The following is a 26,860-nucleotide window of genomic DNA, read 5'->3' as shown; positions in this document are numbered from 1 at the left end:
AGAAGTAGAGATAAGCAATGACTATCAGTGATGACCAAAAACTAGCGGACGAATGGGCAGCAGCACTGGGTGAAGACCCAATGGCTCCAGAGATTGATGTCGACGAAGTGCTTGCAGCACCTCTCGATGAGCTAGAAGATTCGCCAGCACCAATCACCGACGATGAGCGACGTAAACTGGATACCATCATGGATATCCCAGTGACCATTTCTATGGAAGTAGGTCGCTCGCAGATTAGTATTCGTAACCTGCTACAGCTTAACCAAGGCTCTGTTGTTGAGCTTGATCGTATCGCAGGTGAATCTCTTGATGTGATGGTCAACGGTACCTTGATTGCGCACGGCGAAGTGGTTGTGGTCAACGATAAGTTTGGTATTCGTCTCACCGACGTGATTAGCCAGACTGAACGTATTAAAAAACTTCGTTAATAGAATACAAGCATGAAACTGAATCGATGTTTGCCGCTCGTGATGGCGGCTGCTCTCTACACAATACCAAGCGCGGTCTACGCTGCGCCAGAAGTTACGCCGCAGGGTGGGTCTCCTTTCGATCTCGCTGCGACATTGGGTTCATTGGTACTGGTGATTGTCATTATTCTGGGCTTAGCCTGGGTATTGAAACGCATGAAGGTGCCATCTTTGGTTAACCAGCAAGGGCTTAAGATTGTTCGCCAAATTCCAGTGGGCACCAAAGAGCGTATTGCGATTGTTCAAGCCGGAGAAGAGCAGTTTTTAGTCGGCATTACAGCGCAGTCGATTCAACTGATTTCGAAACTAGAACAGCCTCTTGACGAAAATGAGGTTTCGCAGCCAGCGTTCGCGAGTCAACTATCTAAAATCATGAAGAAGCAACAAAATGACTAACTGGATTCGACTGTTACTGGTCTGCCTATTCATGGTGGTTGCGCCGCTGAGCAGCGCTGCAGAAGAAGAACTCTCTAGTTCAGTTCCAACCAATGCTGCGCCAAGCAGTAGCGTTACTGTGTCTGAAATGCGCAATGACCAGGGTGCCGCTGGCGTCAGTACATCAAGCGCTTTTGGTACTGGTCCGGGTATTCCTGCGTTTACTATGACGACCAACCCTGATGGTAGTGAAGACTATTCAGTCAATCTTCAGATCCTCGCGTTAATGACTATGCTGGGCTTTTTGCCCGCAATGGTTATTTTGATGACGTCGTTCACTCGTATCGTGGTGGTGATGTCGATTTTGCGTCAAGCAATGGGTCTGCAGCAGACACCTTCTAATCAGGTGATCATTGGTATTGCTATCTTCTTGACCTTTTTCATTATGTCTCCAGTTCTCAATCAGGTGAATGAGCAAGCGATTCAGCCTTATTTGAACGAGCAGATCAGTGCGAAGCAAGCGTTTGATCAAGCCCAAGGGCCGATGAAAGACTTCATGTTGAAACAAACTCGCGTCAAAGATCTCGAAACCTTTGTCGAGATGTCGGGTTCGACGGCTCAGAATCCTGAAGATGTATCGATGGCGGTGTTGATCCCTGCGTTTATCACGTCAGAGCTGAAAACCGCATTCCAGATCGGTTTTATGCTGTTCTTGCCGTTTTTGATTATCGATTTGGTCGTCGCGTCGATATTGATGGCCATGGGTATGATGATGCTTTCACCGATGATCGTATCGCTACCGTTTAAACTTATGCTGTTCGTGTTAGTTGATGGATGGAACTTGATTTTGTCCACGCTGGCCGGCAGTTTCGCCTTGTAGCTGGAGAAGCGTTATGACTCCAGAGATGTTCGTCGAGCTGTTTAGGGACGCGTTATGGATGGTACTGCTTTTGGTTTGTGCCATCGTAGTACCGAGTCTACTTGTCGGCTTAATCGTTGCGGTATTCCAAGCGGCAACATCGATCAACGAGCAGACATTGAGCTTCTTACCGAGGCTTATTGTGACTATTTTGGCATTGATGGCTTTTGCCCATTGGGGAACTCAGATGATGATGGAATTCTTCTATGAGATCATCGAAAGGCTTCCTCAGGTGCTCTGGTAACGAGCATGGAATATCCAGCGAGTGATGTACTCGATTGGCTAGCCAACTTCTTTTGGCCGTACGTGCGTATCTCCGCCATGCTCATGGTGATGTCAGTCACTGGGGCTAACTTTGTTTCACCAAGAATTCGTTTGTTCTTGGGGCTCGCGCTTACCCTTGCAGTATCACCCTCTATTCCTGCTATCCCACAAACTATCGAGCTTCTCTCTTTCGAAGGCTTTCTGACGGTTGCTGAGCAAATCTTGATTGGCACGGCAATGGGGATGGTGACGGTTTTCATGGTTCAGACTTTTGTTATGCTCGGTCAGATCTTGGGTATGCAGTCGAGTTTGGGTTTTGCGTCCATGGTAGACCCTGCTAATGGACAAAACACACCGGTACTCGGTCAGTTATTTTTGTTTCTTACGACCATGTTCTTTTTGGCGACGGATGGCCACTTAAAAATGATTCAGCTGGTGGTGATGAGCTTCAAAACCTTGCCCGTTGGCACTGGGCATCTATCAGCGACGGACTTTCGAGAGATGGCAGGCTGGCTAGGAATCATGTTTCAAACCGCGCTTAGTATGGCATTGGCCGGAATCATTGCGCTGCTAACAGTTAACCTATCGTTTGGTGTGATGACGCGTGCAGCGCCACAACTTAACATCTTCTCGCTCGGTTTTGCGTTTGCACTTCTTATTGGTTTGATGATCTGTTGGTACATCATTGCGGGTCTATACAGTCATTACCAGTTGTATTGGCTGGAAGTGGAAGGTCAGGTGTGTCGCTTGATCGACCTAGTGTGTTAAGGGAGGTCTGACGATGGCAGAATCAGACGGCCAAGAACGTACCGAAGACGCCACCCCCCAGCGGCTTAAGCAAGCTCGCGAAAAGGGGCAGGTGGCGCGCTCTAAAGAACTGGCTTCCGTATCGGTACTGATTGTCGGTGCATTATCACTCATGATGTTTGGTGAGGGACTTGCTCGCGCGCTGTTTGGTTCTATGTCTCGCTTGTTTACCCTGACGCGGGAAGAAATCTATGACCCCACCAAGTTGTTTGATGTCGTGCTAGGAGCACTGTCGAGCTTGCTGCTGCCACTCGCTATTATTTTGTTTGTGCTATTCGTGGCCGCTCTTATCGGTGCCGCAGGTGTTGGTGGTATCAGTTTTTCTGCTGAAGCGGCGATGCCAAAAATGTCTAAGATGAATCCGCTCAGTGGCTTAAAGCGTATGCTCGGCATGCAAAGCTGGGTTGAGCTGATTAAGTCGATACTCAAGGTTGCATTAGTAGCAGGCATGGCTTTCTATTTGGTGAATGCCTCAAGAGCGGACCTATTCCAATTGAGTATGGAGGTGTTCCCCCAGAATATCTTCCACGCACTCGATATCTTGTTGAACTTCATACTGCTTATCAGCACTACTCTACTCATTGTAGTGGCCATCGATATTCCATTTCAGATCTGGCAGCACGCCAACCAGCTAAAAATGACCAAGCAAGAGGTCAAAGACGAGTTCAAAGACACCGAGGGTAAGCCCGAGGTGAAAGGCCGTATTCGTATGTTACAGCGCGAGGCAGCACAGAGGCGAATGATGGCAGAGGTACCACAAGCCGATGTTATTATTACCAACCCAGAGCATTTCTCCGTCGCGTTGCGATATAAACAAGGACAAGACAAAGCCCCTGTCGTGGTTGCCAAAGGTGTTGACCATATGGCGCTGAAGATCCGAGAGGTAGCGCGTGAACACAATATCTATGTCATTCCCTCACCGCCGCTTGCTCGTTCGCTATACCATACGACTGAGCTTGAACAAGAGATCCCAGACGGTCTGTTTGCCGCCGTGGCACAGATTCTGGCGTATGTGTTCCAGCTCAAGCAATACCGTAAAAAGGGCGGTCAAAGGCCAACACTGCAAAATGAGCAGATTACCATCCCAAAAGATATGCGTTACTAATGGTGTCAAAAAATTGGCGAATTTTGATGGCGTAAATCTTGCAATATGTGTCTATTAGAGAAATAACCCGCGTCTCGAAGGATTGACCGAGACCAGCAGTGATGTAGTAGTAATGAAATTGACGTTACCTTTTGCCGATAAGTTGCCGACAATTCCTCGTCGTGCCTTGCCTGCTATCGGCGCACCAGTCATGGTTCTTGCCGCGCTTGCGATGATCGTCTTGCCGATCCCAGCGATTCTACTTGACCTATTCTTTACCTTTAACATCGCGTTAGCGATGGTGGTACTGCTGGTGTCTGTCTACACACGTCGTCCACTCGACTTTGCTGCATTCCCGACGGTACTCCTTATCGCAACACTATTGCGTCTTGCGTTAAACGTGGCGTCTACTCGTGTCGTTTTACTCTACGGGCATGAGGGAGACAATGCGGCAGGTAACGTGATCGCAGCATTTGGTAACGTTGTGATTGGCGGCAACTATGCGGTCGGTCTGGTGGTGTTTATGATCTTGATGATCATTAACTTCATGGTCGTAACCAAAGGTGCGGGGCGTATTTCCGAAGTTAGTGCTCGCTTTACCCTAGACGCATTGCCAGGCAAACAGATGGCGATTGATGCCGACTTGAACGCCGGTTTGATTGACCAAGACCAAGCAAGATTGCGCCGTTTTGAAGTAACCAAAGAAGCGGACTTCTACGGTTCAATGGATGGTGCTTCTAAGTTCGTAAAGGGCGATGCGATTGCCGGTATCCTAATCCTGTTCCTCAACATCGTGGGCGGATTAAGCATTGGTATGATGCAATACGGATTAGGCTTTTCTGAAGCGCTACAAATCTATACGCTCCTGACCATTGGTGATGGTCTGGTTGCTCAAATACCATCGCTACTGCTTTCTATCGCGGCAGCGATTATGGTAACCCGTCAAAATACTGACGAGGATATGGGGCAGCAGGTGGTATTCCAGCTCTTTGACAACCCTAAAGCGCTCACTATCACTGCAGGTATTCTATTTGTCATGGGTATTGTCCCTGGCATGCCACACTTCGCCTTCTTATTACTGGCTGCGCTTGCAGGAGGCGGCGCTTACTGGATGCACCGCAAGCAGAAAGTCAAAGAAGAAACCAAGAACCTACCTGCTGAAGCTGGCGGTAATAGCAATGACCCTGCTGCGCCACCGAAAGAGTTATCTTGGGATGACGTACATCCGGTTGACGTCATCGGCTTAGAGGTTGGCTATCGGTTGATCCCGCTGGTCGACAAAGACCAAGGTGGCGAATTGCTAGAGCGCGTTAAAGGCGTACGTAAGAAACTGTCTCAGGACTTTGGTTTCCTTATCCCAGCCGTCCATATTCGCGACAACCTTGAGCTTACGCCTAACTCCTACCGCATTACCTTGATGGGAGTGGCCGTGGGAGAGGCAGAAATACGCCCAGATCAAGAATTAGCGATAAACCCTGGTCAGGTCTACGGTTTGATAGACGGGGAGCAAACCATTGACCCTGCATTCGGACTCGAGGCGGTGTGGATTCAAGAAGCGCAGCGTGAGCACGCACAAGCGCTCGGGTATACCGTTGTAGACTCTTCGACTGTACTCGCTACGCATTTAAGCCAATTGCTGACCAACAACGCTGCACAGCTACTAGGACACGAAGAAGTCCAGAACCTTCTGGAAATGCTGGGACGCAGCGCTCCGAAGCTGGTGGAAGATTTTGTCCCAGAGCAGTTGCCATTGGGTACGGTTGTGAAAGTGCTGCAGAACCTGCTGCATGAGGCAATTCCGATCCGTGATGTGCGTACTATCGTCCAAACTTTGGCGGAATACTCAGGCAAGAGTCAAGAACCTGACGTATTGACGGCAGCGGTTCGAATCGCGCTGAAACGCTTGATTGTTCAGGAAATCAACGGCATAGAACCAGAACTGCCGGTGATTACGTTGATACCTGAACTGGAACAAATATTGCATCAAACAATGCAAGCATCTGGCGGGGAATCCGCTGGGATTGAACCTGGATTAGCCGAACGACTTCAAGCTTCGCTGACTCAAGCGACTCAAGAGCAAGAGCTAAAAGGAGAGGCAGCCGTGCTGCTGACATCAGGGGTTCTGCGTTCGACACTGGCTAAGTTTGTGAAAAACACCATTCCGAACTTGCGAGTCTTGTCTTACCAAGAAATCCCTGATGAGAAACAGATTAGAATCGTACAGGCGGTAGGCAACTAACCATTAAGGTTGTCATAATAACGTTTGTACATTGAATGGATGTAACACTTGAAAATTAAACGATTTTTCGCCAGAGACATGAGGCAAGCTCTGCTCCAAGTTAAAGAAGAACTTGGCGCAGATGCGGTGATTATGTCGAACAAAAAAGTGGCGGGCGGCGTAGAAATCGTTGCTGCTATTGATGGTGATACTGCGCAGCCAGAACATCGTCAAATGGGCAGTAATGCACTGGCTGCGCCAAGTCGCACAGCTACGTCGGGTTATGGACGTGATCTCAAAGAAGACGTGGTAAACCTGCAGCAAAAAAGCGCAGCCTCTACCCCTTCGATGACCGATCGTTTTGCCAATATGCTAAAAAGCTACCGTGGCAACGAACCCGCGGAGCAAGGTAAGCCTAAAGCAACCCCACCGGATTCACTTTCCGCGCTTTTGGAGCGTCAGTCCGAACGTGCTAAAGCGGTGAGCGATGGTTATCAAAACAGTGACCGCCTGCAATACTCTCAGCAGAACAGAACCGAGCAGCCTTTTCGTGACCGCCAAGACAATGGACGCCCATCTTACCGTTCAGACGAGTCGTACGTGGATAATGCGAGAGAAGTGCGTCGTCCCTCGGGGCAGCGCGATGGTAAGTTTGGTGAAGAGTTAGAAGCGATGAAAGAGGATATGTCCTCAATTCGTCGCTTGTTGGAGCATCAAGTCTCGGGGCTTATGTGGCAAGAAGTAGAGCGTCGTGAGCCACTGCGTGCCATGTTGATTAAGCGCCTCGAACGAATGGGTATTTCACCAGAGCTTTCAGACCAGCTGGCCTGCTATATTCCAGAGGACACACCGCCACAAAAGGCGTGGAAAGCACTGCTATCTCTGGTCTCTGACCAAATCGTTATTAGTAAGCAAGACATTTTGCGTCAAGGAGGCATTGTCGCTCTACTTGGCCCGACTGGTGTGGGCAAAACCACGACAGTCGCTAAATTAGCGGCTCGTGCGGCAATGGAGTATGGCTCTGATAACGTCGCACTGGTCACTACCGACACCTATCGTATAGGTGCTCACGAGCAACTTTCGATTTATGGCCGAATTATGGGCTGCCCTGTGAGAGTGGCTAAAGATTCTGAAGAACTTGCCGATGTACTATATCAGTTGAGAAATCGACGTTTGGTTTTGATCGATACAGCCGGCATGGGACAACGTGATGTCCGTCTTTCAGAGCAACTTGATACTCTCATGCAGGAAAGTGGCGAAATTATCCATAGTTATCTTGTTCTCCCAGCTACGGCTCAGAGGCAAGTATTACAAGAGACCTTGGATCATTTCAGAAGAATTCCGCTTTCAGGTTGCATAATGACCAAGTTGGATGAGTCGCTCAGCCTAGGTGAGTTTATTAGCGTCGTTGTACAAAATGCACTGCCGGTTACCTACATCGCAAATGGTCAGCGTGTACCGGAAGACATAGTGATCGCGCAGCCAAAATATATGGTCGCGAAAGCCAACGAATTATTAGAGAAGTCGACAGAGAATGAACCTCACTTCTGGAACAGTGATATGGAGGGGGTTTAGATGCAAGCGAAAATGACAAATAACATGATACATGATCAGGCCAGTGGCCTTAGACGTTTGACTAAACCTACTTTGACTAAAGTCATTTCTGTCACTGGTGGTAAAGGCGGTGTTGGTAAATCCAATGTCACGCTTGGTCTCGCAATTTGTATGGCTCGCCAAGGTAAAAAAGTCATGGTACTTGATGCTGACCTTGGTCTTGCTAACGTTGACGTTATGCTCGGTATTCGACCGAAGAAAAACCTAGGCCATGTCCTAGCTGGAGAGTGTGAGCTTAAAGACGCCATTGTGGAAGGTCCTCATGGTATTAAGATCATCCCGGCAACCTCTGGTACTCAAAGCATGACTGAACTGAGTCATGCCCAGCACATGGGACTCATTCGCGCCTTTGGCAGCCTTGAAGAAGAGATGGACGTTCTGTTGGTTGATACCGCAGCGGGCATTTCTGACATGGTGGTGAGTTTTTCTCGCGCCGCGCAAGATGTTGTTGTGGTGGTGTGTGATGAACCAACGTCGATTACTGATGCCTATGCATTGATTAAACTCTTGAGTCGTGAGCACCAAGTTCAACGCTTTAAAGTCGTTGCAAACATGGTACGCAGCTATCGCGAAGGTCGAGAATTGTTTACAAAATTGACATTAGTCACAGAACGATTCTTGAATGTGAGTCTTGAGTTAGTCGCTTGCATTCCATTAGATGATAAAGTGCGACAAGCAGTGAAAAGACAGAAGATTGTGGTTGATGCATTCCCACGCTCTCCAGCGGCACTGGCACTAAGTTCATTGGCGAATAAAGCCCTGATGTGGCCGATTCCAAAAGTGCCGAGTGGTCACTTGGAGTTTTTCGTCGAGAGACTTCTCAACAGAACAGAAGCACTAGAGGAACCGTTTGGTGAATAAAGCTTTGACCTATGACCAGCATGCCAATTTGAGTGGTCAGCAAGCTTTCTTGGAGAAATACTCAGTATTGGTGAAACGTATCGCTCACCATTTAATTGGGCGTTTGCCACCAAACGTGTTGGTTGAAGACCTGATTCAAGCTGGAATGATCGGCTTGATTGAGGCTCAGAAAAATTATGACGGTAGCAAAGGTGCAAGCTTTGAGACCTACGCTGGTATTCGCATTCGAGGTGCGATGCTGGATGATATTCGTCGCGGCGACTGGGTACCTCGTTCGGTGCACAAACACAGTCGTGATATTTCGCAGGCTATTTCGGCGTTAGAGGTAGAACTCAATCGAGACCCTACTGATGTAGAGGTAGCTAACCATTTGGGAATGGGGTTAGCTCAATACCACAAAGCACTTGCAGACATTAACTGCTCTAGACTGGTTGGTATTGAAGACCTTGGCGTTTCTGAAGACTCTGTATCTGTAGCAGATGAAGAGGACAATTCGCCATTCCAGGGTGTCGCAGATGATGCGTTCCGCGAAGCGTTAATAGAATCAATAAAATCGCTCCCAGAGCGTGAAGCATTAACGTTATCCCTGTATTATGACGAAGAGTTAAATTTGAAGGAGATAGGCGAAGTTTTGGGCGTCAGCGAATCGCGCGTTAGCCAAATTCTGAGTCAATCTATGCAGCGTCTTCGAACCAAGCTTAGCGCTTGGACAGATAATAATTAATAAACACTGATCTTGCTTTCAGTGGAGGCAATTTTGAATAAAAACATGAAAATCTTGATTGTTGACGACTTTTCAACAATGCGACGTATCGTCAAAAACCTATTGCGCGACTTGGGCTTTAGCAACACGCTGGAAGCCGATGATGGTTTGACGGCACTACCTATGCTCAAGAAAGGCGATTTTGACTTTGTAGTAACTGACTGGAACATGCCAGGTATGCAAGGTATCGACCTTCTGCGCCATATTCGTGCGGATGAAGAGCTCAAGCACCTTCCAGTGCTGATGATCACTGCTGAAGCAAAGCGTGAGCAGATCATTGAAGCGGCGCAAGCTGGTGTAAACGGTTATATCGTTAAGCCATTTACCGCTGCAACATTAAAAGAAAAACTAGATAAAATTTTTGAGCGTTTATAAGACGCCATAAATAGCAGACGGCTATATCAGAATGATTTCATTGGAACAAGCTAAGCAGCTTGTTGACTTGTTGGAACAAGACAAGCAGCAGGAAGCAAATGAGCTAGTCATGATGATCCAAGGTGGCAGCGAGAGTAAAGTGCTGCAAGAGGTCGGTGCGTTAACACGAGACCTCCATGATGCTTTAACGGAATTTAGCTACGACACGCGTCTTAACGAGATAGCGAACGACGAAATCCCAGAAGCACGTGACCGCCTTGAGTATGTCATCAACAAAACCGAAGTATCAGCGAATACCACTATGGATGCGGTAGAACGCTGTTTGCCAATGGCAGACAGCCTGCATGAGTGCCTTACTCAAGTGCGCCCACAGTGGAATGAGTTGATGCATGGCAGGCTCGAGCTACAGCAATTTAAAGACCTGTGTCATCGCATTGATGACTTGCTAAGTCAGGTGGAAGGCGACAGTACCGAACTGCGCACTCAGCTCACCAATATCCTTATGGCACAGGACTTTCAAGACCTTACTGGACAAATCATTCGTCGCGTTATCACCTTGGTAAGCGAAGTGGAAACGAGACTTGTGGAAATCTTGAAAGTGTTCAGTGACGAACAACAACCAACAACTACAAAACCAAAGCAAACGATCTCTGGCGTTGAAGGACCAATCATCAATCCTCATGAGCGTGATGATGCCGTTGCTTCGCAAGATGAAGTGGATGACTTACTCTCCAGTCTTGGGTTTTAGGGGTGACTATGAGCTACGAATTAGATGAAGAGATCCTTCAGGACTTCCTTGTGGAAGCGGGTGAAATTCTAGAGCTGCTTTCAGAGCAACTTGTTGAGCTTGAGAACAATCCAGAAGACAAAGATCTCTTAAATGCAATATTTAGAGGTTTCCACACGGTTAAAGGTGGCGCAGGTTTCCTAGCGTTAACTGAACTTGTAGACACCTGTCACGGTGCAGAAAACGTCTTTGACATTCTGCGTAATGGCCAGCGCTCAGTCAATGCGAGCTTGATGGACACCATGCTTAAAGCGTTGGACACGGTTAACCACCAGTTCCAATCCGTTCAAAACATGGAATCCATTGAACCGGCTGACCCAGCGTTGTTGGATGAACTGCATCGCCTTAGCAGTCCTGAGTCAGCAGATGAGTCTGCACCAGTAGCCGCTGCGCCAACACCACCTCCAGTTGTAGATATTCCAGAGCCAGTAGTTGAAGCACCAGCGCCTGTATTAGAAACACCTGCGACAACGTCAGAAGTGTCCGCCGGTGGTTCTATCGACGATATTACCCAAGATGAGTTTGAGCGTCTGTTAGATGAATTGCACGGTAAGGGCGGCAGTCCAACTAAAGCCAGTTCAGCTCCAAAAATGACAGTCGTAGAGACACCTGCAACCACAGCAAGCGATTTGGCTTCATCTGATATCACTGATGACGAATTCGAAAAACTGCTTGATGAGCTTCATGGCGTGGGTAAAGGACCGTCTGCGGGCGATGCTCAACCAGCACCTGCGGCTCCAGCCGAGCCTGTGAAACCAGCAGCAAGCGCAACACCTTCTGTCAACGAAGGTGGTGATTTGATGACGGATGAAGAATTCGAAAAGCTGCTTGATGAGCTGCACGGTGTAGGCAAAGGTCCTTCGCCTGATGAACTAGAAGCAGCAACCAAGCCAGTATCAATGAACACGGCGCCAGCGCCAGTTGAGCCAGCACCCGTTGTTGAAACTCCCGCTCCAGCACCTGCGGCAGCACCAGCAGCACCGTTAGCAAACAGCGAAAAATCGCTACCTGCTGAGAAAAAAGCCACTGCTGTCGCGCCGAAAAAACCGCAAGCAGAAGCGAGCGTGCGCGTTGATACTTCGACGCTTGATACCATCATGAACATGGTCGGTGAGCTTGTATTGGTTCGTAACCGTTTGGTTAGCTTAGGTTTGAACAGCAATGACGAAGAAATGTCCAAGGCCGTTTCTAATCTAGATGTGGTCACTGCCGACCTTCAAGGTGCGGTAATGAAAACCCGCATGCAGCCTATCAAGAAAGTCTTCGGTCGTTTCCCGCGCGTGGTTCGCGACTTGGCGCGCAGCCTGAATAAAGACATCGTGCTAGAAATGCAGGGTGAAGATACCGATCTTGATAAAAACCTCGTTGAAGCACTAGCGGATCCATTGATCCACTTGGTGCGTAACTCGGTCGACCACGGTATCGAGATGCCTGACGCTCGTGAAGAGTCAGGTAAGTCTCGCACGGGAAAGATCACTCTGTCTGCATCTCAAGAAGGCGACCATATCGAGCTCGCTATCATTGATGATGGCGGTGGTATGGACCCAGATAAGCTACGTGGCATTGCTGTTAAGCGTGGCATGATGGATGAAGACGCCGCTTCACGTCTTACAGATAAAGAGTGTTTCAACCTCATCTTTATGCCTGGCTTCTCAAGTAAAGAGAAGATTTCGGATATTTCCGGTCGTGGCGTAGGTATGGACGTGGTTAAAACGGCGATCAACACCTTGAATGGTTCGATTGATATCGATTCGGAGCTGGGTAAAGGCACTAAGATTACTATCAAGGTACCGCTAACGCTGGCGATTCTACCGACATTGATGGTTGGCGTAGGTAAGAATCCATTCGCATTGCCGCTTGCGAGCGTGAATGAGATCTTCCATCTTGATTTGAGCCGTACCAATGTGGTTGATGGTCAGCTTACGATTATTGTTCGAGATAAATCCATTCCGCTGTTCTATCTCCAAGATTGGCTCGCACCTCACACGGCTCGAGCGCAGCAGCGTACTGGTCATGGACACGTAGTGATCGTTCAGATTGGCAGCCAACGCGTTGGCTTTGTCGTCGATACCTTGATTGGTCAAGAAGAGGTGGTTATCAAACCTCTAGATAGTTTGTTGCAAGGTACGCCAGGTATGGCGGGCGCAACTATCACCAGTGATGGACATATTGCATTGATTCTAGACGTGCCTGACTTGCTTAAGCAGTACGCAGCAGCATCGCGTATCTGATAAGGAAGGTTATGTCGTTAAAAGTTTTAGTTGTCGATGACTCGAGCTTCTTCCGTCGTCGAGTCAGTGACATTATCAATGCGGCGCCACGTCTGGAAGTGATTGATGTGGCGGTCAACGGTAAAGAAGCGGTCGAAAAAGCGTTGGCACTAAAGCCTGATGTGATCACTATGGATATTGAGATGCCCGTTATGGATGGCATCTCAGCGGTCCGTGAGATCATGAGTGCTCAGCCAACACCTATCTTGATGTTCTCTTCGCTAACGCATGAAGGCGCAAAGGCGACTCTTGATGCGTTAGAGGCTGGTGCATTAGATTTTCTACCGAAGAAATTTGAAGACATCGCTCGTAATAAAGACGAAGCGGTGACCTTGTTGCAACAGCGAGTTCAGCAGATCGCAAGTCGTCGTGCGTTAATGAGACGCACGGCTGTTCGTCGCCCAGTTACACCAACGGCGGCGCGCGTATCAACCACTCGTGCGACGGAATCTGCGTCTTCGGTTGGTAGACCTGCTATCGCAGCACCTGCATCTCGATTTAGAAGCAGTGGCAAGAGCTATCAGCTAACCGCAATTGGCACCTCAACCGGTGGTCCAGTTGCGCTACAGAAGATACTGACTAAGCTGCCATCGAACTACCCACATCCTATTCTGCTGATTCAGCATATGCCAGCGACGTTTACCGCGGCTTTTGCTGCGCGCTTGAACTCACTGTGTCAAATCACGGTGAAAGAAGCGGCCGATGGCGATGTGCTCCAGCCTGGCGTTGCTTATTTGGCGCCTGGTGGCATGCAGATGATGCTGGAGGGTCGTGCGGGAAGTGCGAAGATCCGCATCTTGGACGGTGGCGAGCGCATGAATTACAAACCATGTGTCGACGTGACATTTGGCTCTGCAGCAAAAATCTACCAAGACAAGGTGCTTTCAATGGTGCTGACCGGTATGGGTGCAGATGGTCGCGAAGGTGCTCGGATGCTCAAGAGTGCAGGCTCCACTGTTTGGGCTCAAGATGAAGAATCTTGCGTGGTTTATGGTATGCCGCAAGCGGTAGCCAAAGCCGGCATCTCAACTGAAGATTTGCCGCTAGACCGAATTGCTGAGCGCATTTTGGTCGAGCTAAAGAGACAGTAATATGATCGTATGGAGCGTTGCTAACCAAAAAGGGGGCGTGGGTAAAACCACGACCACAGTGACATTAGCGGGATTGCTGAGTCAAAAAGGGCACCGTGTTCTTCTGATCGATACCGACCCTCATGCTTCACTTACCACATATCTTGGGATGGATTCAGATCAGCTGTCGCACAGCTTGTTCGATCTGTTTCAGCTAAAGGAGTTTAGTGATAGCCGAGTGAAGCCGCTCATCCACAATACCCATATCGATAATATCGATATCATGCCAGCGCATATGTCGCTGGCGACGCTTGATCGCGTAATGGGCAACCGCAGTGGAATGGGGCTTATCTTAAAGCGTGCTTTGATGGCTATTCGTGACGAATACGATTATGTCCTTATCGATTGTCCACCGATTCTTGGTGTGATGATGGTCAATGCGCTAGCGGCAAGTGACCGAATCCTGATTCCTGTTCAGACTGAGTTTTTGGCGATGAAAGGCCTTGAGCGCATGGTTCGTACATTGGCGATTATGCAGAAGTCACGTCAGCGTCCATTCAAGGTGACGATTGTGCCAACCATGTATGATAAGCGCACGCGTGCATCTTTGCAGACCTTGACTCAGTTGAAACACGATTACCCATCTCAGGTATGGAGTTCGGCGGTGCCGATTGATACTAAGTTTCGTGATGCGAGCTTAAAGCATATGCCGGCTTCTCATTTTGCAGCTGGCAGTCGCGGTGTGTTTGCATACAAACAACTACTGATTTACTTGGAGAGGCTCGCGCAAGATGAAAGCTGATACTGCGCCACTCTCAAGTGAACAAGCGCTGGATGATTATTTTTCTGCACTGCTTGGTCTCGAGCAAGACGAAGAACTCTTGGTTGACTTTGGTGAACCATTGCAGGAAATCTCTGTAGAGCCAGAGCCAGAGCCAGAGCCAGAGCCAGAGCCAGAGCCAGAGCCAGAGCCAGAGCCAGAGCCAGAGCCAGAGCCAGAGCCAGAGCCAGAGCCAGAGCCAGAGCCAGAGCCAGAGCCAGAGCCATATCAGCCGAGCATGCAGGCGGCAACTCAACGTGTCACGGTCAATGATTATGACCGGGCGTTTGACGAGTTTGCTGAAGAACCCGATCTTAAAAATCTCGAAAAGCTGTTTAGTGGCTTGCAGCAGCAAGTCGATATCGAAGTCGACACCGAAATCGAAGTAAAAACAGAGGTTCAACCAGAAATCGTTGTACCTGAAGTGGAAGTGCCCGTTGAAGAAGAAATTCAGAGCTGGGACGTCACGAGTATTGAGCCAGAGCATCCTGTAAGTGAAATAGAAACCGCTGCGGAGTCGTTCGAACCAGTACAGATTTCAATGGGTGCTCAAGAGCTAGAGCAAGCTGCCGATAGTATAGAAGCAACCGCAAGTTCTTTAGATTCTAGCAATGGTGGTGGGGCCGAGGTTGTTTGGCAAAACGGCGAACGCACTGAAGGATTTCAGGTTCTCTACTTTGATGTGAACGGCATGACGTTTGCTGTCCCCTTAGATGAACTAGGAGGCATACATCAAATTGCCGAACTCAGCCATCTAATTGGTCGCCCAGCTTGGTATCTCGGCTTGCAGTCAAGCCGTGAGAATAAGCTCGATGTCGTCGACACCGCAATGTGGGTAATGTCTGATGTGCTCCAAGATGATAGCCACAAAGAAGACTACCAATACATTGTGATGTTGGGCGAGAGCAACTGGGGACTTGCAGCCACAGAACTAAAGGGCACCGAACAGCTGGCGCCTGAAGCGGTTCGCTGGCGTGAGAAAGCAGGTAAGCGTCCTTGGCTCGCTGGCATGGTTAAACAGCAAATGTGTGCGCTGGTTCATGTGTCTGAACTAATAGATATGCTTAATGCTGGTTTAGATGTTAAATCAGTACAGTAATTAACAATATTGATGCTAAACACCCGATGCTCATGATGTCGGTGTTGAAGATGAAATTGAGAGGAAGACTATGTCTCAAACGATGGATGTTGAACTAAGAAAAGAACAATCGAACGATGAAGTTCTTCAATGGGTGACTTTTCAACTAGAAGAGGAAACTTACGGCATCAACGTAATGCAGGTACGTGAAGTTCTGCGTTACACAGAAATTGCACCCGTACCAGGTGCTCCAGATTATGTACTAGGTATTATCAACCTGCGTGGTAACGTGGTTACTGTTATTGATACCCGTTCACGCTTCGGTCTTATGCAGGGCGAAATCACGGACAACACTCGCATCATCGTGATTGAATCAGAGCGCCAAGTGATTGGTATTTTGGTTGATAGCGTTGCAGAAGTTGTTTACCTACGTTCTTCAGAAATCGACACGACACCAAGTGTGGGCACTGATGAAAGTGCCAAGTTTATCCAGGGTGTTAGCAACCGTGATGGCAAACTTCTTATCCTTGTTGACCTAAATAAACTACTCTCTGAAGATGAGTGGGATGAGATGGCTTACCTATAATGCTTGATGCTGTGTCTTTGACGTCACCTCTTCTTTGGGGAGGGGTGGCGGTTGTCGTTGTCCTTTTCGTTTGGTTGGTGAAAGTGCATCGTGGATTAAACATGCACAAGACACACGCACGTCAGCAAAAGCGTGCACTCGAGAAAGAAGTGGAGAAGTGCAACAAGCAACTGCTTGAAGTACGTTCTGTTTTGGTTGGCCTTGGACAGAAGGTCTCTGAGCAAGAAGAGATCATCGTTCACCTAACCGAGCGTATCATTGAGCTAGAAAACGTCGACAATGATGGTCGCCTTTATACTCGTGCCAATAAAATGGTTCGTTTGGGTGCCGATATCAACGAGCTTATAGAAGAGTGTGAACTGCCAAAAGCGGAGGCTGAGTTGATGCTCTCTTTGCAAAAGAAAATCGCAGGTAAGGAGAAGGTTCCGCCTCTCCACAAAGACCGTGCTCAACCTCAGCGTCGACCTGCGTCGCAATATTCTCCTCAAAAACGATCTCGCTAACTTTACAGGGCATTAATGAATTATTGATGTCCTGTACATATCAAAATAACAGTCGTAACAATCTTTTACGCTTTCTAATTCGCCCAACGAATGCAGTTTGGTATTCTATGTCGCATCGAAATGTGAAGGATTATGTCAGCATGTACCACTTTATGGTTAGATATTTCAGTTAAAGAACAGTAATTTATTGTTTCTTACTAAGTTTCGTGAAGCGTATTTGATCATAATCGTTTCACGCTAGGGTAGCTATGGTAAGATGGACGCCCAGTCGAACCAGTGTTTAATTGAATGTTAGAAGTAACAAATTTAACCGCGATTCGTGATGAGCGCGTACTCTTCGAGAATTTATCATTTTCGTTACAATCCGGAGACCTCGTACAGATCGAAGGTCGCAATGGAACAGGCAAAACAACGTTGATGCGTATCGTTGCCGGACTGGGTGATAAAGAAGAAGGGGAAATCAAGTGGAATGGTGAAACCATCGAGTCGAATCGAGAAGATTTCCACCAAGCACTGTTATTTCTCGGACATCAAACCGGTGTTAAGCGCGATCTTACTGCTCTAGAAAATCTTAGGTTCTACCAATCTATCCATGCTCCTCACACTACCGATGAACAAATTTTTGCCGCGCTAACTCAAGTAGGTTTAGCGGGCCGTGAAGATGTACCGGTTGCTCAGTTGTCTGCAGGTCAGCAACGACGCGTCGCATTGGCGCGCCTTTGGTTAAGCGAACAGATGCTTTGGATCCTTGATGAGCCGCTGACTGCGATTGATAAGCAAGGCGTAAAAGTGCTGGAGAACTTGTTCCTAGAGCATGCTAACAAAGGTGGGATTGTGTTACTGACGACTCACCAAGATATGTTTAGCGATAACCCTAAACTAAGAAAAATTGTGTTAGGAGTGTGATCGATGATGCTTAATTCCATGATGAAAATCATCCGTCGTGAACTGTTGATCGCATTTCGCCGCCAAGCGGATATTTTCAATCCACTGTGGTTCTTTATTATCGTTATCACGCTGTTTCCATTGAGCATTGGTCCGGAGCCAAATTTACTTGCTCGTATTTCAGCGGGCATCGTATGGGTAGCGGCATTGCTTTCGGCGCTGTTATCGTTGGAGCGTCTGTTTAAAGACGACTTTCAAGACGGTTCACTTGAGCAGATGATGCTGATGCCAATACCGCTTCAGCTTGTGGTAATGGCAAAAATCATAGCGCATTGGCTGCTGACTGGTTTGCCACTGATTATTATTAGCCCGCTGTTGGCTATCTTGCTGTCACTAGATAGCAATACATGGATTGCGGTGGTACTGACCCTGTTGGTCGGTACACCCACGTTAAGTTTTATTGGTGCGATTGGTGTCGCGCTAACGGTGGGGTTACAAAAAGGCGGCGTACTACTGAGTTTGCTTGTTCTGCCGCTCTATATCCCAATTCTAATATTTGCTACTTCTGCTATTGATGCTGCTTCCTTGGGGGTTGCGTATAATGGTCAGTTAGCTTTATTGGCTGCGATGCTTGCGGGTGCAATGACTCTAACCCCGTTTGCCATCAGCGCAGCCCTAAGAGTCAGCGTAAACTAAAACAATAGCGCCAATATCATTGCGAAAACGCAATGTTAAGAATGTCGTCAAAGAGTGAGAAACACTATGTGGAAATGGCTTCATCCCTATGCCAAACCCGAAACCACTTACAATCTGTGTGGCACGCTACTTCCGTGGTTTGCAACGCTTGCATTAGCCTGTCTATCGATTGGTACTGTGTGGGGGCTAGCTTATGCGCCTGCCGATTACCAACAAGGTGATAGTTTCAGAATCATCTACATACACGTGCCATCTGCCATTTGGTCGATGGGTGTTTACATGTCGATGGCCATCGCTGCTTTTGTTGGCTTGGTGTGGCAAGTGAAGCTTTCAAGTATGGCCGCATTGGCTATGGCTCCGATCGGTGCAGTGTTCACCTTTATCGCTCTTTTAACTGGTGCCGTATGGGGTAAACCTATGTGGGGCGCATGGTGGGTATGGGATGCTCGTCTGACTTCAGAATTGATCTTGCTATTCCTTTACCTTGGCGTTATCGCGCTTTACCACGCATTCGATGACCAAAAAACGGCAGCCAAGGCGGCCGGCATTCTAGCCATTGTTGGTGTTATCAACCTGCCAATCATTCACTTCTCAGTAGAGTGGTGGAACACGCTTCACCAAGGCGCGACCATCACTAAGTTTGCGAAGCCTTCTATCTCAAATGACATGTTGTGGCCACTTCTGCTCAACATTTTTGGTTTCGCATTTTTCTTCGGTGCTCTGACGCTCATTCGTCTGCGTAACGAAATTATTAGTAAAGAAGGCCACAGGCCTTGGGTGATTGCGTTAGCAACGCGATCGAATCAGAAGGGGTAATCACTATGCATTTTGAATCCTTGAGTGACTTTTTCGCGATGGGTGGTTACGCCTCCTATGTTTGGAGCGCGTTTGGCATCACCTTTTTAGCAATGATTATTCTTCTGGTGACCAGCGTGTCACGTGGTAAAAAACTTCTTAAAGACGTACAAGCCAAAGTTGATCGTCAAGCTCGTATCGACGCGGCTAAGAATATGGAGAACACACTATGACCCCAAGACGTAAGAAAAGGCTCGGCATCATTTTGGCCATTTTCATTGGTATCAGCGCCACTGTGGGTTTGATTCTCTATGCACTTAATCAAAATATGGACTTGTTTTATACGCCAACGGAGTTGGTAAACGGTAAGAAGGATGGTGCTAAGCCAGAGATCGGTCAGCGTTTACGTATTGGTGGCATGGTTGTCGAAGGCTCGGTCAGCCGCGATTCAGAGTCACTTCGCGTGAGCTTTGATCTTGCGGATGTCGGCCCTAAAGTGACAGTGGTTTACGATGGTATCCTGCCTGATTTGTTCCGTGAGGGACAAGGTATCGTGGCTCAGGGTGTTCTCGTTGAACCAACCAAAATCGAGGCATTCGAAGTACTTGCTAAGCACGACGAAGAATACATGCCACCTGAAATTGCTGAAGCGATGAAGAAAACACATGAACCGCTTCAGTACTCTGCAGAACAAAAACAAGGAAGCGGTCAATGATTGCTGAAATTGGTCACTTTGCACTGATACTCTCTCTGAGTTTATCAGTGCTTCTGAGTATTTTGCCGCTCTTCGGCGCGTCACGAAATAATACCATGCTGATGAACACTGCAAGACCTTTGTCTTGGGGTATGTTCATCATGCTATTGATCTCATTCCTTATTTTGGAATGGGCGTTTTATGTTAACGACTTTACTATTCAGTACGTCGCGAACAACTCGAATACCCAACTGCCCTGGTACTATCGCCTAACTGCGGTTTGGGGTGCGCACGAAGGTTCGCTACTGTTATGGGTACTGATCCAAGCTGCATGGACCGTTGCGGTTGCGATGTTCAGTCGCGGTATGCCTCAAGAATCTGTGGCTCGCGTTCTCGCAGTCATGGGTATGATCACGGTCGGCTTCTTGCTGTTCATCATCGTAACTTCTAACCCATTCTTACGGACTCTACCTTTCTTCCCCGTAGATGGACGTGACCTCAACCCACTATTGCAAGACCCGGGCTTAATCATTCACCCGCCAATGCTCTATATGGGTTACGTAGGTTTCTCTGTTGCCTTCTCTTTCGCGATTGCCTCTCTGATGTCAGGTCGTTTGGATACGGCATGGGCACGCTGGTCTCGTCCTTGGACAACGGCGGCGTGGGTTTTCCTAACGCTGGGTATCGCACTAGGCTCTTGGTGGGCGTACTACGAACTTGGCTGGGGCGGCTGGTGGTTCTGGGATCCAGTAGAAAACGCATCGTTTATGCCGTGGCTCGCAGGTACCGCTCTGATGCACTCGCTTGCGGTGACTGAGAAGCGCGGTACATTCAAAGCGTGGACAGTATTATTAGCAATCTCGGCATTCTCACTAAGTTTGCTTGGTACGTTCTTAGTTCGTTCAGGTATTTTGGTATCAGTGCACGCGTTTGCCTCTGACCCATCACGCGGTATGTTTATCTTAGGCTTCCTCGTGTTTGTTATCGGTGGCTCGCTACTATTGTTTGCACTAAAAGGTGCGTCAGTACGTGCCCGAGGCAACTTTGACCTTCTATCTCGTGAGAACGCGTTACTTGGTAACAACGTTCTCCTTATGGCAGCACTCGTGGTTGTTCTGGTAGGTACCTTGTTGCCGCTAGTTCACAAGCAAATCGGTTTGGGCTCTGTCTCTATAGGTGCACCATTCTTCGATATGCTATTTGCGTGGTTGATGATTCCATTCTCTTTCCTACTTGGTATTGGTCCTCTGATCCGTTGGAAGCGCGACAAGCTATCGACGCTTGCTAAGCCAATGCTGATTTCGGGCATTATCTCAGTGGCGTTCTCTGCGCTCATGATGGTGGTGCTTGCTGAGTACTTTACCGGAATGGCATTCCTAGGTTGGTTGATGGCATCTTGGATTATCACGATGCACGGCTTTGAACTATACCAACGTGCTACGCACCGTCATACGTTTGCTGAAGGTGTGAAGAAGCTACCGCGCAGTCACTGGGCAATGATTTTTGGTCACTTAGGTCTAGCGGTAAGCATCATTGGTATTGCCATGGTTCAGATTTACAGCATCGAGCGCGATGTTCGTCTAGCGCCAGGTGAACACTACCAAGTCTACGACTATGACTTCTATTTCAAAGGCGTACGTGACAAAGACGGTCCGAACTACGATGGTTACATTGCCGACTTTGAAATAACGAAAGATGGTAAGTACATCAATACACTACACGCAGAAAAACGCTTCTATCGCACCGCTAAGTCTATGATGACAGAAGCAGCGATTGATCGCGGCGTGACTCGAGACCTCTACATTGCGATGGGTGAGCGCCTGGACGATGGTAAATCGTGGGCAGTTCGTATCTACCACAAACCATTTGTACGTTGGATCTGGCTTGGTGCGATTCTGATGTCGATTGGTGGTGGTCTAGCTATCAGCGATAAACGTTACCGTTTCAGGAAAGGTAGTAAAGCAGAGGGAGAGGCGTAATGAATAAGAAGATTCTATTTATCCCGTTGGTTGCGTTTCTCATTCTCGTCACTGTGTTCGCTATCCAGCTTGGTCGCAACCAAGCTGGTGATGACCCAACCAAGCTAGAGTCTGTATTGGTCGGCAAAGAAGTCCCTGAGTTTCACTTAGAGGATCTAGCAGAACCGGGCAAAATATACGACCAAGCGATTTTCAAGGGTGAGCCACTGCTGCTTAACGTATGGGCGACGTGGTGTCCAACATGTTACGCCGAGCACCAGTACCTAAACGAACTGGCTGCTGATGGCGTTAAGATCATCGGCCTTAACTACAAAGATGAGCGCAATAAAGCGGTACAGTGGCTAAATGAGCTTGGCAACCCTTATCTAATCAGCCTGTTTGATGGTAATGGCATGTTAGGTTTGGACCTAGGTGTGTACGGTGCACCTGAGACCTTTCTTATTGATGCGAACGGTGTGATTCGCTACCGCCATGTAGGTGATGTGAATGCACGAAACTGGGCTGAGAAGCTTCAGCCTATGTATCAACAGATGCTAGAGGAGGCGACACAATGAAAAAGTGGCTAATCGCACTGGCATCAAGCTTGATGTTGGCGTTTGCTGTAAACGCGACGATTGAGATTCATGAGTTTGATAACTTAGAGCAAGAAAACCAGTTCAAAGAGCTGAGCCATACGCTTCGCTGTCCTAAGTGTCAGAACAACACCATTGGCGATTCTAATGCAGAGCTTGCGCAGGACCTTCGCCAAAAAGTGTATGAGATGACTAAAGAGGGCAAATCTAAAGACGAGATTGTCGATTACATGATTGCTCGCTACGGTAACTTCGTTACTTACAACCCACCACTGACGCTTGCGACTTCTATTCTGTGGCTTGGTCCGCTGTTTGTGATTGTACTTGGTTTCGGTCTTATCATTGTCCGCAGTCGCAACAACCGCGCGCAAAAAGTGGTTGAAGCAGAAAAGTGGAATGAAGAAAAAGAAGCCAAACTAAAAGCTTTGCTCGAAGAAGAAAAAGAGACTGGAGATAAGCAGTAATGACACTATTTTGGATATCCACAGTCGGATTGGTCATTGTCGCTGTCGTACTGTTGGCGATGACGCTTAACAGTAAAAAAGCGAATAAAGACGAGCAGCTTCGTGATGAGCTCAACAAAGCGTTCTACAAAGACCGTTTAACAGAGCTTGAAGAAGAAGCCAATGAAGGTTTGGTGGAAAACCAAGAGGATCTGATTGATGACCTAAAACAATCACTCCTTGATGATATTCCACAGCAGGACAAGGTTGAAAAAACCTCACTGTCACCTATGACCGTACTGATCCCGTCAGTTGCGCTGATTGTGGTAATGACATACGGCATGTACATGCATTTTGGCGGTGCGTCTAAGGTGAAAGACTGGCAAGAAGTGTCAGGTCGTCTACCCGAGCTGTCTAAAAAGTTGATGGCAGGATCGGCTGAACCAATGACAGAAGACGAAATGCAAGATTTGACGCTAGCGCTTCGTACTCGTCTTCACTATCAGAGCAACGACTCAACAGGTTGGTTGCTACTGGGTCGAATCGCACTAGCTAATCGTGATGTCACCACCGCGACAGATGCGATGGAAAATGCCTATCGCCTTGAGCCTGAAGACGCTGATGTGAAGCTTGGCTACGCGCAGGCGCTGATGATGTCTCAAGATGAGATGGATCAGAACCGTGCACGTGGATTGCTAAACAGTTTACTTAAGTCTGAGTACGTTGACCTTCGAGTGCTATCGCTACTGGCATTTGATGCGTTCGAGCGTCAAGATTACCCAGCAGCGGTGCGTTACTGGTCTGTGATGCAGCGAATGATCGGTCCTGAAGATAGCCGCTATGAGATGCTAACTCGTAGTATCGAAAATGCACAAGCTAAGATGGGTGAGCCTATCGTTCAAGGCAAGTCGGTCGCGGTGAATATCAGCGTATCACCAAATGCGCGTCTACCGCAGGATGCGGCCTTAATCGTCTCTGTGCATCCGGCAGATGGTTCGCCAATGCCAGTTGCTGCAGCTCGATACCCACTCGGAACTTTCCCACGCACTGTTGTTCTCGATGATAACAACAGCATGATGGAAGGACGTAAGCTTTCAAGCCTTGAAGGTTTGATTGTTCGAGCACGTGTTGATAGCGACGGTAACGTAGCGACTCGCGATGGCGACTGGTATGGTGAAAGTCAACCAGCGGAGCTTGGCGATACAGTGGAGTTGGTTATTGACCAACAATACTAATCAAAATCGGCAGGCATGCGATTAATTTAAATGTAGCCAAGTTGTTGCTTTAGCTAGCTTGACTGCGCGCATGCCGCTATACTCATCCATAGTGGTTATTAATACAGTCTGACGTTTATTCCTTATTTATCAGACAAATAGGGAGCCATAAAAACCAAACGCAGAATGTACTGGCTTATGGATGAGGTTATGCAATCAGCATTAACCGGCAAGAAGCACACGCTTTTTGCCGTTTTTGTTTCTAGCGTATTTCTGTTTGGCTGTGCATCGGCCCCCGATGAAGAGCAGGCGGTAGAGACTCAGCAATCAGTATCGAGTCAAACGGAGCCGCTGGCATCAGCGCCTGAAGAAAGCGTGCCTGACGTAAATGTGGCTTCCGAGTCGAGCGATGCTCCTTCTGATGGTTCTGCAGCAACGGAGCTTGAAGCTAGTGCCAGTGTGGGTGCTGATGTTTACGACCCATTTGAAGGCTTCAACCGTGCCATGTGGGCACTCAACTACGACTACCTTGACCCTTATTTCGTCAGACCTGTTTCCCTCGCTTATGTTAATTACACACCAGTGCCTGTGCGCTCGGGTGTTCGAAACTTCCTCGCTAACCTCGATGAACCTTTTAGTGCCGTGAACAATGTTGTGATGGGTAACGGCGGTAAGGCGCTCGACCATTTCAACCGATTCTGGATTAACAGTACCTTTGGTCTTCTGGGCTTTATCGACATCGCCTCTGCAGCCGGTATTGAAAAACACGACAAGAAAGAGTTCGGTGATGCAATAGGCCATTACGGCGTAGGCGAGGGACCTTATATTATGGTACCTGGCTACGGTCCGATTATCTTACGTGAGGGTGCGGACGTCGTCGATGGTTTATATCCACCGGCATCGCTACTTAACTTCTGGGCAAGCTTTGGTAAGTGGGCACTAGAGGGGATGGAGAAGAGGGCGCTAGTCGTATCGCAAGAAGCGACACTGGAGCAGTCTCCCGATCCATACGCTCTGACTCGTGATATTTATATTCAACGTCAAAACTACAACGCAGAGATCGTAGATGACACGGTCGATGAGGAACAAGAAGCGTATATTGATGACTACTTGGATAGCTTTGATGAGTAGTTTCTAGTGATGGGTTTCCGAACAATCGGTATCACACTTCTCGTCATCTTCACGGAAGTGAAGATCTCCCAAAGCGCGTAGTAAACTAAAAGTGATGGATGAGCTATCCCAAATTAACTCTACTACGCGACGTGGAAGATCCCCTTTTCCAAGGGGATAATAGTATTAATTAACTGTATTTATGGATTTAGAAGCGGTAATTCGCTTGGATACCAGCGATCCATACATCGCCTGAAATTTCGCCTACAAACGTACCAAATGCTTCGACTTTCTCGTCAAGTTCATCTCTTGGTTCCGTAATAGAAGCATCACGAGCCATGATATAAGTTAGACCACCATCGAGTGTAAATTGCTTAGAAAATGCGTAAGTAAGACCAGCACTTAGCCAAGTACGATCTGTCTCTGGAATGGTCGTTGTGCGGTATTTATCATCGACAGCAGACATGTCGTAAGCGATACCGCCGCGTAGTGTCAGCTCTTTATTCAACTGATAGGTAGTGCCGAGCGCAAAGCGGTAGCTGTCTTTCCAGTTTTCCGTTTTGATTGGTGATACCTGACCATCAACAAACTCAGCTTCTAGTTTGTCGAAGCTGCTCCATTGTGTCCAGTTGATGCTCGCGTGCATTGCCCATTGTTGAGTTAGTTGATGGAACGATGATAGCTCTGCCGTTGCTGGTAGGGCAACGCTCAGTTTGCCATCCTTTTTGCCTGCAAAGCCAAATCCAATGCCTTCACCGTGACCCTCGAAATCCATCATGACTTCAGATTTGTATGCGAAACCTAGACGGTGGTCGGGATTAATTTGCCAAGCTGCCCCAAGTACATAGCCCCATGAAGAATCGGTGCCTTCCACATACTTGAGGTAATCGCCTTTGCTGACATTGATACCACCTGGGAGAGGTGTAGAGAATGGGGCTGTCGCACCAATTTTACCTTCGCCAGTGACATAGCGGACACCACCACCAACGCTAACAGCGTCATTGATTTGATAACCAACGCTAGCAACAGCTTCAACGGTCATGATCTTTGCTTCATTACCATACTGAGTTGCTTTGAAATCACTACCGAGATTAGTTTCCATACCGTAGTTGGAGCCAAGCGCTAAACCAGCAAACCACTTGTCGTTGATTTGATGTGATACATATAGATTCGGCACTGGTGCGCTGTTAGCAATGTCTTTTGCTTCAGTGTAACCAAGCGTGCTAGAAGTACCTTTAACATCAATATTCGGCTCAACATAAAGCACACCACCAGAGATCTGTGTACCTTCTAAATAAGTCAGCATCGCAGGGTTACGCCATTGTGCACCCGCGTTGTCAGCCATGGCTGCTTCACCAGCGTACGCACGCCCTAGACCCGTCGCTGAATATTCAGCAAGTTGAAAGCCTGCAGCAGACGCTTGTGCAGACGCTAAGGTGCCCATTACCACTGCAATAGCAAGGGGAGAGTATTTTGATTTTATCATTATTGTTCGCTCAAATTATTTGCGTTTAGAGCGAAGATTCTATTTTTAGAGTAATAACTTTAAAACTAATTTGTGACAAAAAGTGTATTTTTGAAATTATATATGGGTAGAGCTCATTTGATGGG

At 48.0% G+C, this 26,860-nt stretch carries 29 protein-coding genes; 28 read left to right on the top strand and 1 reads right to left on the bottom strand.

Translation table 11 applies throughout. The annotated features are described in order from the left end of the window. Nucleotides 1-17 precede the first annotated feature (17 nt). The 28 genes from fliN to AC6I8Y_RS11840 all read left to right on the top strand — a co-directional run bounded on the left by fliN (nucleotide 18) and on the right by AC6I8Y_RS11840 (nucleotide 25,270). Nucleotides 18-428: a flagellar motor switch protein FliN gene (gene fliN / locus AC6I8Y_RS11975; RefSeq protein ID WP_128650255.1), complete on the top strand. Its 411-nt coding sequence runs from the start codon at nucleotides 18-20 to the stop codon at nucleotides 426-428. Nucleotides 429-440: 12 nt separating this feature from the next. After that, nucleotides 441-863: a flagellar biosynthetic protein FliO gene (gene fliO, locus AC6I8Y_RS11970; protein ID WP_498020248.1), complete on the top strand. Its 423-nt coding sequence runs from the start codon at nucleotides 441-443 to the stop codon at nucleotides 861-863. A 31-nt stretch (nucleotides 864-894) separates the two neighbouring features. Continuing rightward, a complete protein-coding gene (gene fliP / locus AC6I8Y_RS11965) occupies nucleotides 895-1,722 on the top strand; it encodes a flagellar type III secretion system pore protein FliP (protein ID WP_394150926.1) in 828 nt (275 codons plus the stop codon). A gap of 13 nt (nucleotides 1,723-1,735) precedes the next feature. After that, nucleotides 1,736-2,005, top strand: coding sequence for a flagellar biosynthesis protein FliQ (fliQ, locus tag AC6I8Y_RS11960; RefSeq protein ID WP_042478472.1), 270 nt, complete (start codon nucleotides 1,736-1,738; stop codon nucleotides 2,003-2,005). 5 nt (nucleotides 2,006-2,010) lie between these two features. Continuing rightward, nucleotides 2,011-2,793 (top strand): flagellar biosynthetic protein FliR, encoded by a 783-nt coding sequence (gene fliR / locus AC6I8Y_RS11955; protein WP_234495433.1) that lies wholly within the window; start codon nucleotides 2,011-2,013, stop codon nucleotides 2,791-2,793. A 13-nt stretch (nucleotides 2,794-2,806) separates the two neighbouring features. Then, complete coding sequence (gene flhB / locus AC6I8Y_RS11950; RefSeq protein ID WP_042478473.1) at nucleotides 2,807-3,937, top strand: flagellar biosynthesis protein FlhB; 1,131 nt, start codon at nucleotides 2,807-2,809, stop codon at nucleotides 3,935-3,937. A 112-nt stretch (nucleotides 3,938-4,049) separates the two neighbouring features. Further along, nucleotides 4,050-6,155 carry a flagellar biosynthesis protein FlhA gene (flhA, locus tag AC6I8Y_RS11945; protein ID WP_252011583.1) on the top strand — a complete coding sequence of 702 codons (2,106 nt, stop codon included), beginning with the start codon at nucleotides 4,050-4,052 and terminating at the stop codon, nucleotides 6,153-6,155. A 78-nt stretch (nucleotides 6,156-6,233) separates the two neighbouring features. Beyond that, a complete protein-coding gene (flhF, locus tag AC6I8Y_RS11940) occupies nucleotides 6,234-7,709 on the top strand; it encodes a flagellar biosynthesis GTPase FlhF (RefSeq protein WP_498018315.1) in 1,476 nt (491 codons plus the stop codon). A gap of 12 nt (nucleotides 7,710-7,721) precedes the next feature. Continuing rightward, nucleotides 7,722-8,609, top strand: coding sequence for a MinD/ParA family protein (locus tag AC6I8Y_RS11935; RefSeq protein ID WP_234496053.1), 888 nt, complete (start codon nucleotides 7,722-7,724; stop codon nucleotides 8,607-8,609). After that, nucleotides 8,602-9,333: an RNA polymerase sigma factor FliA gene (locus tag AC6I8Y_RS11930; protein WP_042478478.1), complete on the top strand. Its 732-nt coding sequence runs from the start codon at nucleotides 8,602-8,604 to the stop codon at nucleotides 9,331-9,333. Before AC6I8Y_RS11935 ends, AC6I8Y_RS11930 begins: the two co-directional genes overlap by 8 nt. Nucleotides 9,334-9,378: 45 nt before the next feature. Further along, on the top strand, nucleotides 9,379-9,747 hold the full coding sequence (cheY, locus tag AC6I8Y_RS11925; protein ID WP_006069980.1) for a chemotaxis response regulator CheY: 369 nt from the start codon (nucleotides 9,379-9,381) through the stop codon (nucleotides 9,745-9,747). 31 nt (nucleotides 9,748-9,778) lie between these two features. Further along, the gene (locus AC6I8Y_RS11920; RefSeq protein WP_042478481.1) at nucleotides 9,779-10,495 is read left to right on the top strand and encodes a protein phosphatase CheZ; all 717 of its coding nucleotides are present in this window, start codon (nucleotides 9,779-9,781) and stop codon (nucleotides 10,493-10,495) included. 8 nt (nucleotides 10,496-10,503) lie between these two features. Beyond that, nucleotides 10,504-12,765, top strand: a complete 2,262-nt coding sequence (locus AC6I8Y_RS11915; RefSeq protein ID WP_394150576.1) for a chemotaxis protein CheA — start codon at nucleotides 10,504-10,506, stop codon at nucleotides 12,763-12,765. Nucleotides 12,766-12,776: 11 nt separating this feature from the next. Beyond that, the gene (locus AC6I8Y_RS11910) at nucleotides 12,777-13,895 is read left to right on the top strand and encodes a protein-glutamate methylesterase/protein-glutamine glutaminase (protein WP_394150574.1); all 1,119 of its coding nucleotides are present in this window, start codon (nucleotides 12,777-12,779) and stop codon (nucleotides 13,893-13,895) included. Nucleotide 13,896: 1 nt separating this feature from the next. Then, complete coding sequence (locus AC6I8Y_RS11905; RefSeq protein ID WP_234495438.1) at nucleotides 13,897-14,676, top strand: ParA family protein; 780 nt, start codon at nucleotides 13,897-13,899, stop codon at nucleotides 14,674-14,676. Then, on the top strand, nucleotides 14,666-15,793 hold the full coding sequence (locus tag AC6I8Y_RS11900; RefSeq protein ID WP_498020247.1) for a chemotaxis protein CheW: 1,128 nt from the start codon (nucleotides 14,666-14,668) through the stop codon (nucleotides 15,791-15,793). Before AC6I8Y_RS11905 ends, AC6I8Y_RS11900 begins: the two co-directional genes overlap by 11 nt. Before the next feature lie 70 nt (nucleotides 15,794-15,863). Next, the gene (locus AC6I8Y_RS11895; RefSeq protein ID WP_042478487.1) at nucleotides 15,864-16,358 is read left to right on the top strand and encodes a chemotaxis protein CheW; all 495 of its coding nucleotides are present in this window, start codon (nucleotides 15,864-15,866) and stop codon (nucleotides 16,356-16,358) included. Beyond that, on the top strand, nucleotides 16,358-16,861 hold the full coding sequence (locus AC6I8Y_RS11890) for a DUF2802 domain-containing protein (RefSeq protein WP_394150569.1): 504 nt from the start codon (nucleotides 16,358-16,360) through the stop codon (nucleotides 16,859-16,861). The genes AC6I8Y_RS11895 and AC6I8Y_RS11890 overlap by 1 nt, the downstream gene beginning before the upstream one ends. Nucleotides 16,862-17,149: 288 nt before the next feature. Next, the gene (gene ccmA, locus AC6I8Y_RS11885; RefSeq protein WP_394150567.1) at nucleotides 17,150-17,767 is read left to right on the top strand and encodes a cytochrome c biogenesis heme-transporting ATPase CcmA; all 618 of its coding nucleotides are present in this window, start codon (nucleotides 17,150-17,152) and stop codon (nucleotides 17,765-17,767) included. 6 nt (nucleotides 17,768-17,773) lie between these two features. Further along, entirely contained in the window at nucleotides 17,774-18,442 is a 669-nt protein-coding gene (ccmB, locus tag AC6I8Y_RS11880) for a heme exporter protein CcmB (RefSeq protein ID WP_042478552.1), read from the top strand. Between the two features lie 66 nt (nucleotides 18,443-18,508). Continuing rightward, nucleotides 18,509-19,258: a heme ABC transporter permease gene (locus tag AC6I8Y_RS11875; RefSeq protein WP_234495441.1), complete on the top strand. Its 750-nt coding sequence runs from the start codon at nucleotides 18,509-18,511 to the stop codon at nucleotides 19,256-19,258. Nucleotides 19,259-19,263: 5 nt separating this feature from the next. Next, complete coding sequence (gene ccmD, locus AC6I8Y_RS11870; RefSeq protein ID WP_042478492.1) at nucleotides 19,264-19,470, top strand: heme exporter protein CcmD; 207 nt, start codon at nucleotides 19,264-19,266, stop codon at nucleotides 19,468-19,470. Beyond that, entirely contained in the window at nucleotides 19,467-19,952 is a 486-nt protein-coding gene (gene ccmE / locus AC6I8Y_RS11865; protein ID WP_394150565.1) for a cytochrome c maturation protein CcmE, read from the top strand. Before ccmD ends, ccmE begins: the two co-directional genes overlap by 4 nt. Continuing rightward, entirely contained in the window at nucleotides 19,949-21,910 is a 1,962-nt protein-coding gene (locus AC6I8Y_RS11860; RefSeq protein WP_252011590.1) for a heme lyase CcmF/NrfE family subunit, read from the top strand. The genes ccmE and AC6I8Y_RS11860 overlap by 4 nt, the downstream gene beginning before the upstream one ends. Beyond that, nucleotides 21,910-22,464 carry a DsbE family thiol:disulfide interchange protein gene (locus AC6I8Y_RS11855; protein WP_394150562.1) on the top strand — a complete coding sequence of 185 codons (555 nt, stop codon included), beginning with the start codon at nucleotides 21,910-21,912 and terminating at the stop codon, nucleotides 22,462-22,464. Before AC6I8Y_RS11860 ends, AC6I8Y_RS11855 begins: the two co-directional genes overlap by 1 nt. Beyond that, nucleotides 22,461-22,946 (top strand): cytochrome c-type biogenesis protein, encoded by a 486-nt coding sequence (locus tag AC6I8Y_RS11850; RefSeq protein ID WP_394150560.1) that lies wholly within the window; start codon nucleotides 22,461-22,463, stop codon nucleotides 22,944-22,946. Before AC6I8Y_RS11855 ends, AC6I8Y_RS11850 begins: the two co-directional genes overlap by 4 nt. Beyond that, nucleotides 22,946-24,160 (top strand): c-type cytochrome biogenesis protein CcmI, encoded by a 1,215-nt coding sequence (gene ccmI / locus AC6I8Y_RS11845; protein ID WP_394150558.1) that lies wholly within the window; start codon nucleotides 22,946-22,948, stop codon nucleotides 24,158-24,160. The genes AC6I8Y_RS11850 and ccmI overlap by 1 nt, the downstream gene beginning before the upstream one ends. Before the next feature lie 189 nt (nucleotides 24,161-24,349). Beyond that, entirely contained in the window at nucleotides 24,350-25,270 is a 921-nt protein-coding gene (locus tag AC6I8Y_RS11840) for an MlaA family lipoprotein (RefSeq protein WP_394150556.1), read from the top strand. A gap of 187 nt (nucleotides 25,271-25,457) precedes the next feature. Here the strand turns inward: AC6I8Y_RS11840 and AC6I8Y_RS11835 are convergent, their stop codons facing one another. After that, nucleotides 25,458-26,732 (bottom strand): outer membrane protein transport protein, encoded by a 1,275-nt coding sequence (locus AC6I8Y_RS11835; protein WP_498021504.1) that lies wholly within the window; start codon nucleotides 26,730-26,732, stop codon nucleotides 25,458-25,460. Nucleotides 26,733-26,860: the final 128 nt, after the last annotated feature.

The organism is Vibrio sp. KUL78, from assembly GCF_059725505.1.
The sequence above is the reverse complement of the archived record's forward strand: the minus strand, read 5'-3'. Positions and strand labels throughout refer to the sequence as shown.

What these genes read in the sequence shown, in the direction of transcription:
- fliN (WP_128650255.1), top strand. Translation starts at nt 18, where the DNA reads ATGACTATCAGTGATGACCAAAAACTAGCGGACGAATGGGCAGCAGCA.
- fliO (WP_498020248.1), top strand. Translation starts at nt 441, where the DNA reads ATGAAACTGAATCGATGTTTGCCGCTCGTGATGGCGGCTGCTCTCTAC.
- fliP (WP_394150926.1), top strand. Translation starts at nt 895, where the DNA reads ATGGTGGTTGCGCCGCTGAGCAGCGCTGCAGAAGAAGAACTCTCTAGT.
- fliQ (WP_042478472.1), top strand. Translation starts at nt 1,736, where the DNA reads ATGACTCCAGAGATGTTCGTCGAGCTGTTTAGGGACGCGTTATGGATG.
- fliR (WP_234495433.1), top strand. Translation starts at nt 2,011, where the DNA reads ATGGAATATCCAGCGAGTGATGTACTCGATTGGCTAGCCAACTTCTTT.
- flhB (WP_042478473.1), top strand. Translation starts at nt 2,807, where the DNA reads ATGGCAGAATCAGACGGCCAAGAACGTACCGAAGACGCCACCCCCCAG.
- flhA (WP_252011583.1), top strand. Translation starts at nt 4,050, where the DNA reads ATGAAATTGACGTTACCTTTTGCCGATAAGTTGCCGACAATTCCTCGT.
- flhF (WP_498018315.1), top strand. Translation starts at nt 6,234, where the DNA reads ATGAGGCAAGCTCTGCTCCAAGTTAAAGAAGAACTTGGCGCAGATGCG.
- AC6I8Y_RS11935 (WP_234496053.1), top strand. Translation starts at nt 7,722, where the DNA reads ATGACAAATAACATGATACATGATCAGGCCAGTGGCCTTAGACGTTTG.
- cheY (WP_006069980.1), top strand. Translation starts at nt 9,379, where the DNA reads ATGAAAATCTTGATTGTTGACGACTTTTCAACAATGCGACGTATCGTC.
- AC6I8Y_RS11920 (WP_042478481.1), top strand. Translation starts at nt 9,779, where the DNA reads ATGATTTCATTGGAACAAGCTAAGCAGCTTGTTGACTTGTTGGAACAA.
- AC6I8Y_RS11915 (WP_394150576.1), top strand. Translation starts at nt 10,504, where the DNA reads ATGAGCTACGAATTAGATGAAGAGATCCTTCAGGACTTCCTTGTGGAA.
- AC6I8Y_RS11910 (WP_394150574.1), top strand. Translation starts at nt 12,777, where the DNA reads ATGTCGTTAAAAGTTTTAGTTGTCGATGACTCGAGCTTCTTCCGTCGT.
- AC6I8Y_RS11905 (WP_234495438.1), top strand. Translation starts at nt 13,897, where the DNA reads ATGATCGTATGGAGCGTTGCTAACCAAAAAGGGGGCGTGGGTAAAACC.
- AC6I8Y_RS11900 (WP_498020247.1), top strand. Translation starts at nt 14,666, where the DNA reads ATGAAAGCTGATACTGCGCCACTCTCAAGTGAACAAGCGCTGGATGAT.
- AC6I8Y_RS11895 (WP_042478487.1), top strand. Translation starts at nt 15,864, where the DNA reads ATGTCTCAAACGATGGATGTTGAACTAAGAAAAGAACAATCGAACGAT.
- AC6I8Y_RS11890 (WP_394150569.1), top strand. Translation starts at nt 16,358, where the DNA reads ATGCTTGATGCTGTGTCTTTGACGTCACCTCTTCTTTGGGGAGGGGTG.
- ccmA (WP_394150567.1), top strand. Translation starts at nt 17,150, where the DNA reads ATGTTAGAAGTAACAAATTTAACCGCGATTCGTGATGAGCGCGTACTC.
- ccmB (WP_042478552.1), top strand. Translation starts at nt 17,774, where the DNA reads ATGCTTAATTCCATGATGAAAATCATCCGTCGTGAACTGTTGATCGCA.
- AC6I8Y_RS11875 (WP_234495441.1), top strand. Translation starts at nt 18,509, where the DNA reads ATGTGGAAATGGCTTCATCCCTATGCCAAACCCGAAACCACTTACAAT.
- ccmD (WP_042478492.1), top strand. Translation starts at nt 19,264, where the DNA reads ATGCATTTTGAATCCTTGAGTGACTTTTTCGCGATGGGTGGTTACGCC.
- ccmE (WP_394150565.1), top strand. Translation starts at nt 19,467, where the DNA reads ATGACCCCAAGACGTAAGAAAAGGCTCGGCATCATTTTGGCCATTTTC.
- AC6I8Y_RS11860 (WP_252011590.1), top strand. Translation starts at nt 19,949, where the DNA reads ATGATTGCTGAAATTGGTCACTTTGCACTGATACTCTCTCTGAGTTTA.
- AC6I8Y_RS11855 (WP_394150562.1), top strand. Translation starts at nt 21,910, where the DNA reads ATGAATAAGAAGATTCTATTTATCCCGTTGGTTGCGTTTCTCATTCTC.
- AC6I8Y_RS11850 (WP_394150560.1), top strand. Translation starts at nt 22,461, where the DNA reads ATGAAAAAGTGGCTAATCGCACTGGCATCAAGCTTGATGTTGGCGTTT.
- ccmI (WP_394150558.1), top strand. Translation starts at nt 22,946, where the DNA reads ATGACACTATTTTGGATATCCACAGTCGGATTGGTCATTGTCGCTGTC.
- AC6I8Y_RS11840 (WP_394150556.1), top strand. Translation starts at nt 24,350, where the DNA reads ATGCAATCAGCATTAACCGGCAAGAAGCACACGCTTTTTGCCGTTTTT.